The organism is Sphingomonas sp. (assembly GCF_051962185.1).
In the GTDB taxonomy this organism is placed as follows: Bacteria; Pseudomonadota; Alphaproteobacteria; order Sphingomonadales; family Sphingomonadaceae; genus Sphingomonas.
On the sequence record NZ_JBQCCN010000099.1, the window covers coordinates 1 to 9,635 of the forward strand.

Sequence of the window (9,635 nt, forward strand, 5' to 3'; positions counted from 1 at the left end):
GAGCGACAGCCGCACGGTCAAGCCCGATCCCGCCGTGCTCGCCGCCAGGGACGCGCAGGAATTGCGCTGGTCCTACGACCCCGACGGCTGCTGCGAAATCCGCAAGGTCGAGCCGCTCAAGCGCGCCAAGGCCGGGCTCGATAGCTGGATTTCGGGGCGCAAGGCGTTCCAGTCGCAGACCCGCCAGAACATCGCGCGGTTCGAGATCGAGGATGGCCGGCTCAAGGTCAATCCGCTCGGCGACTGGGTCAAGGCCGACCTCGACGCCTATTTCGCCGAGCACGATCTGCCGCGGCACCCGCTAGAGGCCGACGGCTATCCTTCGATCGGCTGCCAGCCCTGCACGTCTAAGGTCCTGCCGGGCGAGGACCCGCGCGCCGGTCGCTGGCGCGGATGGGAAAAGACCGAATGCGGCATCCACGTGCCCGAGAAACCGGGCGAGGAACCGGTGTTTTGAATATCGTCGCCCCGGCGTAGGCCGGGGCCTCTGGCAGCGGCACCATATACTCAGCGATCCCGGCCTTCGCCGGGATGACGGATTTCACTCATAATCCGGGCTGGAATATTCCCCGGCATAATCGCTGAACCGCGTCACCTCGGGCTCGAAGCGCAGGATCACCTTGCCGGTCGAACCGTGACGCTGCTTGGCGACGATCAGCTCGGCCAGGCCATAGACGCGGTTCATTTCCTCGGCCCATTTGGCATGGTCCTCGAACGCCTTGGCGTCGTCGCCCTCGACCGGGCGCTTGGGCTCCTTGGCGGCGACGTAATAATCCTCGCGATAGACGAACAACACGACGTCGGCGTCCTGCTCGATCGAGCCCGATTCACGAAGGTCGGAAAGCTGCGGGCGCTTGTCCTCGCGGCTTTCGACCTGGCGGCTGAGTTGCGACAGCGCCAGGACGGGCACGTTGAGGTCCTTGGCCAGCGTCTTCAGCCCGCGGCTGATCTCCGAAATCTCCTGCACGCGGTTGTCGCTGGCGCGCGCGCCGCTGCCCGACAGCAATTGCAGATAGTCGACCACGACCATGCCGATGCCCTGGTCGCCATGCCGCCGCTGCAGGCGCCGCATCCGCGTATGGAGCTGGCCGATCGTCAGACCCGCCGTATCGTCGAGCACGAACGGCAAATTCTGGAGCTCGCCCGCGGTCACCACCAGCCGGTCCATCTCCGACTGGCTGATCTTGCCCATGCGCAGGTCCTGGCTCGAGATTCGCGCCTGTTCGGCCAGCACGCGCGTCGCGAGCTGGTCGGCCGACATTTCGAGACTGAAAAAGGCGACCTTGGCGCCGATCCGCTGCTTGGGATCGATCCCGTCGATCTCGTCCTGCATATAGCGGTGCGCGGCGTTGAACGCGATGTTGGTGGCGAGCGAGGTCTTGCCCATGCCGGGGCGCCCGGCGAGGATGATCAAGTCGGAGCGGTGGAAGCCGCCCATCTTGCCGTTGACCGAGCTGAGCCCGGTGGTCACCCCCGACACGCCGCCGCCCGAGTTGAGCGCGCGGTCGGCCATCGCCACCGCCATGGTCGTCGCCTGGGCGAAGGTCTTGATCGACGATTCGCTGCCGCCGTCGCCGGCGACCTTGAACAATTCCTCCTCTGCCGCCTCGATCTGCGCGCGCGGGTTGACCTCCTGCGAGGTGTCCATCGCCTTGTCGACCAGGTCGCGCCCCACCCCGACCAAGGTGCGGAGCAGCGCCAAATCGTAGATCTGCTGCGCGAACTGGCGTGACCCGATCAGGCCCGCGCCCGACCCGGTCAAGCGCGCGAGATAGCCGGGGCCGCCGAGCTCCTTCATCGCTGGATCGGCCTCGAACATCGGGCGCAGGGTCACCGGCGTCGCCGGCATCTGCTGGTCGACCATCTTCTTGATCGCGCCGAAGATGCGGCCGTGGAGCGGCTCGAAGAAATGATCGGGCGTCAGCTTGTCGATCTCTTCGGCGATGCGATTGTCGATCATCATCGCGCCGAGCAACGCGGCTTCCGCCTCGACGTTCTGGGGGAGCGTGGGCGCTTCCGCCCCCGGCACTTGGTGAATCGCTGTCGCCATCACTCCCTTCTACGCCGCTTGCCGGGCCGCTCAAGGCCATGGCGGCTGTGGATAATCGCGATCGATGGGGATAAGCGCGGAAGCGTGGCCGACCATCGCATCAAGGACATCACGCTCGACGACCGCACCATCCTGTGGCGGAGCGCGGACGTCGAACAGGAGCGCCGCATCGCGATCTTCGACCTGCTCGAAGACAACAGCTTTCGGCCGTTGCGCGATTATCCCGACGGGTATCAGGGCCCCTATACCCTCCATCTGGCGGTCGAGGAGGGCCGGCTGGTACTCGCCATCGCGCGCGACGACGGCTCGCCGCTCGAGACGCTGATCCTCTCGCTTGGTACCTTGCGGCGGCCGATCAAGGACTATTTCGCGATCTGCGACAGTTATTACGAAGCGATTCGCCACGCCACGCCGCAACAGATCGAGACGGTGGACATGGCCCGGCGCGGCATCCACAATGATGCCGCGGATTTGCTCAAGGAGCGGTTGGGGGGCAAGATAGAGGTCGATTTCACCACCGCCCGGCGGCTGTTCACGCTGATCTGCGTGCTGCACATCCGCGCCTGATGCGGCGGTTCGCGCTTCCGGTCGGGCTGGCGGTCGCGATGCTCGCGCTGGCGGGCGCGCTCTATCTCGTCGCGCGCGGCTGGCGGCCTTCGGCCGGCGACTATGAATTCCAGGGCGTCGATGTGTCGGATGCCAACGGCGCGATCGACTGGGCCGCGGTCAAGGCCGCCGGCGCCGATTTCGCTTATGCCCGCGCGACCGTCGGCAACGATCGCGACGCGCAGTTCGAGGACAATTGGCGCGGCATCGCCGATGCCGGCATGCGCCGCGGCGCGATCCACGCCTGGTCGCTGTGCAAGCTGGCGGCCGACCAGGCCAACGATTTCAACATCACCGTCCCCAAGACCGACGACGCGCTGCCCCCGGCGGTGGCGATCGATTTCATCGACGGCTGCAACGACCGCCCGTCGCGCGACGTCGTGCTCGAGGAACTCAAGCGCTTCATCGTCATGGTCGAGGCGCATACGCAACGACCGGTGCTGCTGCTGGTGTCGAAACGGTTCGAGGCCAATTACGACGTGACCTCGGCGCTCGATCGCCCCATCTGGAGCGCACAGAACTTCTTCCCGCCCGATTATGCCGCACGGCCGTGGCGGATGTGGCGGGCAAGCGACATGCGGCGAATCGACGGGGTCGACGGGCCGGTCAATTGGGATGTGGTGACGAAATGAGCGATAGCGAAACGGCTGCAAGACTGATCGCGGCGGCGCGCGGCGCGGCGGCGAACGCCTGGGCGCCCTATTCCAGCTTCTCGGTCGGTGCGGCACTGCTGATGACCGACGGCAGTATCGTCACCGGCGCTAATGTCGAGAATGCCAGTTACGGCCTGTCGCTGTGCGCCGAGACCGTCGCGGTCGCCAAAGCAAGTGCCGAGGGCCGTATGCGCGACATCGTCGCGGTCGGCATCGTCGGCGGGATGACCGGCGAGGATGGGATCGAGCCGATTCTCCCCTGCGGCCGCTGCCGCCAGGTGCTCAACGAGGCGGCGCAAGCGGGACGGCGCGACCTCGACATGTGGTGCTCGGGGCTGACCGGGGGGCCCGTGGCGCATTACACGTTGGCCGAATTGCTGCCCCACGCCTTCGGGCCGGCGAATCTCGGGATCGTGTAGGAACCGCCTTGCTCGGCAACAGGAAAGCAGGCTGGCGGCACGCGGCCTATTATCGGTCACCCAGAGGCACGTTTCGTTCGCCCGATAGCGGCCGCTTACGACGTTCGTTCTCGTAAGCGGCTGGGGGCCACCTGGTACGAGGCAGGGCTTATCCGCGGTAGCGCGGCCCGCTGCATCCGGATTCGGCCAAAACCTGCGATAGCCGCCCTTCATCCGGGCGGTCCTTGTCGCTCAAGTAAATCACGTCGTCCACGACGGACTGGCTGTTCTCGCGAACCACCAGCGCGACCACATGCCAGAGCATTCTGAATGTCGGTCCCGCATAAGAGAGTTTCACATACACCCGGTAGGAGCCGTCTTCTCCGGATTCGGTCTTCTCGATGTGAAAAGTCTGGGGTGTCGATTCCTCATCGCTGCCTGAATAGACGCCCATCTCCAACCGGCCGAATGGAGGCTTATCGATGGTACCGGGGTTCTGCCGATACCAGTCGCTGAGGCAAACCGTGTTATCGTCGAACCTGCGAAGCAATCCCTTGCTGAGGTATCGTGCAAAAATCTTCCGGTCGCCCATCCCGGCTATCGGATGACGAGCCACTACTTCCTTGTACAAGCTGGCGACCACCGCTTCGGCCTGAGCCTTGGGAACGGCCGGCGTCCCTTGCGGAACGGCCTGACCGCTTGCCGAGACCGTCACTAACGGCAACAGGCAGCCACACCTTACCGCGCCGGGGAGGTCGGAGACCCTCATGCCCAGCTACTACAATTGTTCAATGGAGGCGTCGAGCTTCGGTCCTGATTCAAGCGCGCTTGCCGATAAAGGTCGTCCGACGGTCAACCCTACCGCAGCGTCCGCGTCACTCTGCCGGTCGAGTCACGTAATGCGACGCTGGGCGCCCCATCGCTGCCCACGCCAAGCGTCAGGCGCGGCCTCCCTTGAGGATCGCTCAGCACCAGCGACACGCCGCCATCTTCGCTCCGGCCGAGCCAAACGCGCCGCGCATTGCTGAGCCCCGCCTTGGCGACCAGCGCATCGCGCTCCGGCCCCGGCTTCATCGTCCGCGCCCGCAGGCCCGCCGCGATGTCCATAGGCTGGTCGGGCCGGTCGTTGACCACCAGACCGACGCGGCGATCCTGGCCGTCCTCGGTGCTGATCAGTTGCAGCGTCTGGTCCTGATGATAGCGGTCGAAGGTGAAGCTGCCGCCGTTGGTCGGCTTGCCGTTCTCGAGGCCGCCGTCGAACACCAGGCCGCCATTCTCGTCGCCCTGGTCGTTATAGAAGATCATCCCCGCTTCGGGCCGGTTGGGATGCGGATATTCCCTGCCGCCATAGATCAGGCCGGGGATGTGCGCGTGATCGGAGATGGCGAGCCGCAACGTACCGTCGGGCTCGCGCACATTGATCCGCTGGACGTCGATCGTGTCGAACCTGGTCGTCGCCGGCGCGACCGCCGCCAGCACCAGCCATGCCGTCGCCAGCGTCATCACCGCGGCATAGCCGCCGATCGCGCGCGAGGGATCGATCCGTATCATGCTCGTTCTCCGGTTTTCGCCGGGCGGGCCGACAACGGCCTCTTGCCCCGCCGCGTCAATGCCGCGAAAGCTGCGCCACGAACAGGGAGTAGACGATGGCGATCCTTTCCGACCGCTGGATTCGCGAGCAGGCACTGGCGCACGGCATGATCGAGCCGTTCGTCGAGGCGCAGCGGCGCGAAGGCTGTATCAGCTACGGCCTGTCCTCCTACGGCTATGACGCGCGCGTGGCCGACGAATTCAAGATCTTCACCAATGTCGATTCGGCGACGGTCGATCCCAAGGACTTCGCCGCCAACAGCTTCGTCGACCGCAAGACCGACGTCTGCATCATTCCGCCCAACAGCTTCGCGCTGGCGCGCACGGTCGAATATTTCCGCGTGCCGCGCGACGTCCTGGTGATCTGCCTGGGTAAGTCGACCTATGCGCGCTGCGGCATCATCGTGAACGTCACCCCGCTCGAGCCCGAATGGGAAGGCCATGTGACGCTCGAATTCTCGAACACGACACCGCTGCCGGCCAAGATCTACGCCAACGAGGGCGCGTGCCAGTTCCTGTTCCTGCAGGGCAACGAGCCCTGCGAGACCAGCTACGCCGACCGTGCGGGCAAATATATGGGCCAGCGCGGCGTGACGTTGCCGCGGCTGTGAAGCTCGCCGCGCTTCGCAGGGTTGAGCGCCCCTACTGATAGCGCTACCGTCGATCCGCACTTGCGGGAGAGCGATGGTGAGGAACATGCGCGGCGTCATCGGCGGTACGGCTGCCGCGCTCGCCTCCGCCGCATTGCTCGCCCCCGCCCTCACCGCCTCGGCGCAAGTTCGCGCGGCGGAATCGGCAGCAGCCAAACCTGCGCCGGCGCCCGCCAAGCGCCGTTTTTTCGTGCTGACCGATATCGGCGGCGATCCCGACGACAAGATGTCGATGGTCCGGCTGATGACCTACGCCAATCAGTTCGACATCGAAGGATTGGTCGCGACGCACAACAATGCGGGCGTGTTCCCCGACCTAATCGCGAACATCGTCGCCGCTTATGGCAAGGTGCGCGACAATCTGGAGTTGCACGAACGCGGCTTTCCGACCGCCGACGAACTGCAGCGGCGGATCGCGCGCGCGCCTGCCGCCGCAGGCATGGAAGGGGTGGGTCGCGGCATGGATTCGAGCGGCTCCGACCTGCTCATCCGAGCCGTCGATCGTGCCGACCCGCGGCCGCTCTGGGTGACGGTCTGGGGCGGGCCGAGCGTGCTCGCCCAGGCATTGTGGAAGGTCCGCGCGACACGATCGAAGGCTGAACTGGCGCGCTTCGTCACCAAGTTGCGCATCTATGCCATCTCCGATCAGGACGATAGCGGTCCATGGATTCGCCGGGAGTTCCCCGGGCTGTTCTATATCGTGAGCCCGGGCGCCACGTTCCATCATTCGACCTGGATCGGGATCAGCGGCGACCGGTTCCACGGTCGTTTCGGCGGCGCCGACTTTTCGCTGGTCACCAACGACTGGCTCGACCGCAACATCCGCAACAAGGGCCCGCTCGCCGCCGAATATCCCAATTGGAAATATCAGATGGAGGGCGACACGCCGTCCTTTCTGTTCCTGATCGATAACGGGTTGAACGACCCCGATCATCCCGATTGGGGAAGTTGGGGCGGTCGCTACGAGTTCTACACGCCGCGGACGCGCAAATGGTTCTTCGCCCCAGAAACGCGACCGATCTGGACCGATGCCAGCGATGAAGTGCTGGGCGGCGACGGTGAATGGCACGACGATCAATATGCCACGATCTGGCGCTGGCGCGCTGCGTTCCAGAACGACTTCGCCGCTCGGATGGACTGGACGATCAAGCCTTATGCCGGGGCCAATCACCCGCCGTTGCCCCGGCTCGCCAGCTCGGCCCGCGTCATCGCCCGGCCCGGCGATCGCGTCGACCTGAGCGCTATCGGCTCGAGCGACCCCGACGGCGACACAGTGTCCTATCATTGGTTCGTGTACGAGGAAGCCGGCACCCGCAGCATGTCGAGCTCGAGTTCCGGCGAAAAGCTCGCGATCAACGACGCCGACCGGCCCAAGGCCTGGCTGAATGTGAAGACGGACCGGGTCGTCCCGCCCGGCACCGGAACGATCCACGTCATTCTCGCGGTGACCGACAGCGGATCACCACCCCTCACCCGCTATCGCCGCGTCATCATCGACGTCGTCCGTTGACGCTACCGGTCGCGCGCACACCGGTCGGTCGCCGCGTCGTCGACATCGGCCGAACGAAAAGGGGCGGCCGCTCGCGCGACCGCCCCCTTCGACGAAACCGAAACCCGATCGGGCTTAGAATTCGTTCCGATATTGCTCGTTGCCGATAAAGCCGAGCTTGCTGATCCCCGAGCGCTTGATGATCGCGAGGACCTTGTCGACCTTCTCGTAGCGCGCGTCCGGAAGCGGCTGGAAGTGCAGCTCCGGCTCGGGCTGGATCGCCAGCGTCGCCTGCAAATATTGCTTGAGCTGTTCGTCGCTCGTCACCGGAATGCCGTTCCAGGTCACGTTGTCCTGCGCGTCGATGACGATCTTGTTCTTCTGCGCGTCGACGGGCGGCGGATTGCTCGAGTTGTTGACCGGAAGGTCGACTTTCACCGCGTGCGTCTGGACCGGGATGGTGATGATGAACATGATGAGAAGCACGAGCAGGACGTCGATCAACGGCGTCATGTTCATGTCCATCATCGGCGAGCCATCATCCCTGCCGCCACTCATTGCCATGATTCAAAAACTCCTGAGCTAGCGGATCGGTTAGGCGCCGCCGCGGGGCGGCGGCTGCGAGATGAAGCCGACCTTGATGAAGCCCGACGACTGCATCGTGTAGATCGCCGCACCGATGCACTTGTACGGGACGTCGACGTCGCCGCGGATATGCACTTCGGGGATCTTGTCAGGGTCGATCGGACCGGCCGCCCTGAGGCGGTCGATATCGGCCTTCATCTTCTTGGTCGCCCGGTCGAGCAGTTCGTCGTGCTTCATCCGGGTCATGTTCCAATAGACCGCGCACTGGCCCTGGTCGTCGAGCTTGATCGACAGCGACACGTTTTCCGGCTTGGTCTGCGTCGGGTCGTAACTGACCTCCGGCAGCTTCAGCTTGACGTTCTGCACCACCACCGGAACCGTGATGATGAAGATGATCAGCAGCACCAACATGACGTCGACGAGCGGCGTCGTGTTGATGTCCGACATCGGAGTTTCGGAGGAGCCTCCGGTGCTAATAGCCATTAAGCATTCCTATCCTTGCTTCGTCCCGCCCGGGCCGCGGCCCGGGCGTCGGGCGGAACCGGGCCCGGCGCCCGCGTTCCGCCGCGAACGCGCTTACGGCTTGGTCGTCACCCCACCGGTCTGACCGGCAGTGGTGGTGGCCGGCTTCGCCGCCGGCGCGGCGACCTTGCGGGCCGCGACGACCGGCTTCACCGCGCCGTTCGACGCGAGGTAGCCGAGGACGTCGTTGGCGAAGGCGCCGAGCGCTTCCTGGATCGCCTTGTTGCGGCGCTGCAGGAAGTTGTAGCCGAGCACCGCGGGGACCGCGACGACGAGACCGAAGGCGGTCATGATCAGCGCTTCGCCGACCGGGCCGGCGACCTTGTCGATCGAGGCCTGACCAGCGGCGGCGATGCCGAGCAGCGCCTTGTAGATGCCGACCACGGTACCGAACAGACCGATGAACGGCGCGGTCGCACCGACCGTCGCGAGGAAGGCGAGACCGCCGCCCAGCGCCGAGTTGATCGTGTCCTCCGACCGCTGCAGCGAGCCGTGCAGCCAGTCATGCGCCTCGACCGGGTCGGTCAGCTTGGCATGCTGTTCCTGCGCCGCGAGGCCGTCGTCGACCAGCTGCTTGTAGGCCGAGTTCTTCTCGAGCTTGGCGGCGCCTTCGCGCAGCGAGTTCGAGTTCCAGAACGTGGCGCGCACGCGACGGCCCTGGTTGATGATCTTCTGCTGCTCGAACACCTTGGTGAAGAAGATGTAGAGCGTGAAGAACAGCATCACCAGCAGGATGCCCGCGGTGGCGTAGGAAATCACGCCGCCGTTGTTCAGCGCGTTCCAGAAGCCGAACTGTTCCTGGGCGGCCCCTGCCGCGCCAGCGTTAAGGATGGAGATGCTCATTCGGATGCTTCCTCTTTGAAATCGTAGTCTACAGCTAACTAGACCGGTGCCCGCGGACGGGCACCGGCTTGATCAAACTATTCGTCCTGGAGTTGCCAGCGCGTGCTCAGCGGATAGCTGTACGGCTGCGCGTTGCCGTCGGAATCCTTCTGCACGGTGAAGCGGCCACGACGCTGCGCGAGACGGCAAGTCGCGTCGTCGAGCGACGAATTGCCGCTCGATGCGGTCACGCGACAACCGGCGACCTTG

At 65.1% G+C, this 9,635-nt stretch carries 13 protein-coding genes; 6 read left to right on the top strand and 7 right to left on the bottom strand.

Annotated elements, in window-relative coordinates:
• A partial coding sequence (locus tag ACTHJR_RS05850; RefSeq protein WP_440522187.1) for a phosphoadenylyl-sulfate reductase occupies window positions 1–457 on the top strand: 457 nt, incomplete at its 5' end.
• Window positions 458–541: 84 nt separating this feature from the next.
• On the opposite strand, the gene ACTHJR_RS05855 is transcribed toward ACTHJR_RS05850, so the two are convergent.
• Window positions 542–2,050, bottom strand: a complete 1,509-nt coding sequence (locus ACTHJR_RS05855) for a replicative DNA helicase (RefSeq protein WP_440522188.1) — start codon at window positions 2,048–2,050, stop codon at window positions 542–544.
• 84 nt (window positions 2,051–2,134) lie between these two features.
• Here ACTHJR_RS05855 and ACTHJR_RS05860 point away from each other — a divergent pair, with 84 nt between their 5' ends.
• From ACTHJR_RS05860 to ACTHJR_RS05870, 3 genes are read left to right on the top strand one after another with little or no spacing between them, the layout of a single operon-like run.
• A complete protein-coding gene (locus tag ACTHJR_RS05860) occupies window positions 2,135–2,617 on the top strand; it encodes a UPF0262 family protein (RefSeq protein ID WP_440522189.1) in 483 nt (160 codons plus the stop codon).
• Entirely contained in the window at window positions 2,617–3,288 is a 672-nt protein-coding gene (locus ACTHJR_RS05865; RefSeq protein ID WP_440522190.1) for a glycoside hydrolase family 25 protein, read from the top strand. Before ACTHJR_RS05860 ends, ACTHJR_RS05865 begins: the two co-directional genes overlap by 1 nt.
• Window positions 3,285–3,728, top strand: coding sequence for a cytidine deaminase (locus tag ACTHJR_RS05870; RefSeq protein ID WP_440522191.1), 444 nt, complete (start codon window positions 3,285–3,287; stop codon window positions 3,726–3,728). Before ACTHJR_RS05865 ends, ACTHJR_RS05870 begins: the two co-directional genes overlap by 4 nt.
• Before the next feature lie 148 nt (window positions 3,729–3,876).
• On the opposite strand, the gene ACTHJR_RS05875 is transcribed toward ACTHJR_RS05870, so the two are convergent.
• Both ACTHJR_RS05875 and ACTHJR_RS05880 read right to left on the bottom strand, forming a co-directional pair.
• On the bottom strand, window positions 3,877–4,476 hold the full coding sequence (locus ACTHJR_RS05875; protein WP_440522192.1) for a hypothetical protein: 600 nt from the start codon (window positions 4,474–4,476) through the stop codon (window positions 3,877–3,879).
• An 89-nt stretch (window positions 4,477–4,565) separates the two neighbouring features.
• The gene (locus ACTHJR_RS05880; protein ID WP_440522193.1) at window positions 4,566–5,258 is read right to left on the bottom strand and encodes a hypothetical protein; all 693 of its coding nucleotides are present in this window, start codon (window positions 5,256–5,258) and stop codon (window positions 4,566–4,568) included.
• Between the two features lie 95 nt (window positions 5,259–5,353).
• Between ACTHJR_RS05880 and dcd the strand changes: the two genes are divergently transcribed.
• Together dcd and ACTHJR_RS05890 are read left to right on the top strand one after the other, a co-directional pair.
• Window positions 5,354–5,908, top strand: a complete 555-nt coding sequence (dcd, locus tag ACTHJR_RS05885; RefSeq protein ID WP_440522194.1) for a dCTP deaminase — start codon at window positions 5,354–5,356, stop codon at window positions 5,906–5,908.
• An 85-nt stretch (window positions 5,909–5,993) separates the two neighbouring features.
• Window positions 5,994–7,457 (top strand): nucleoside hydrolase-like domain-containing protein, encoded by a 1,464-nt coding sequence (locus tag ACTHJR_RS05890; RefSeq protein ID WP_440522195.1) that lies wholly within the window; start codon window positions 5,994–5,996, stop codon window positions 7,455–7,457.
• 114 nt (window positions 7,458–7,571) lie between these two features.
• Here the strand turns inward: ACTHJR_RS05890 and ACTHJR_RS05895 are convergent, their stop codons facing one another.
• From ACTHJR_RS05895 to ACTHJR_RS05910, 4 genes are all read right to left on the bottom strand, one after another.
• Entirely contained in the window at window positions 7,572–7,964 is a 393-nt protein-coding gene (locus ACTHJR_RS05895; RefSeq protein WP_440522198.1) for an ExbD/TolR family protein, read from the bottom strand.
• A gap of 66 nt (window positions 7,965–8,030) precedes the next feature.
• The gene (locus ACTHJR_RS05900; RefSeq protein ID WP_440522196.1) at window positions 8,031–8,504 is read right to left on the bottom strand and encodes an ExbD/TolR family protein; all 474 of its coding nucleotides are present in this window, start codon (window positions 8,502–8,504) and stop codon (window positions 8,031–8,033) included.
• Window positions 8,505–8,597: 93 nt separating this feature from the next.
• Window positions 8,598–9,386 carry a MotA/TolQ/ExbB proton channel family protein gene (locus tag ACTHJR_RS05905; RefSeq protein WP_440522197.1) on the bottom strand — a complete coding sequence of 263 codons (789 nt, stop codon included), beginning with the start codon at window positions 9,384–9,386 and terminating at the stop codon, window positions 8,598–8,600.
• Window positions 9,387–9,463: 77 nt separating this feature from the next.
• Window positions 9,464–9,635: energy transducer TonB (locus ACTHJR_RS05910; protein ID WP_440522199.1), on the bottom strand; the 172-nt coding region annotated here is incomplete at its 5' end.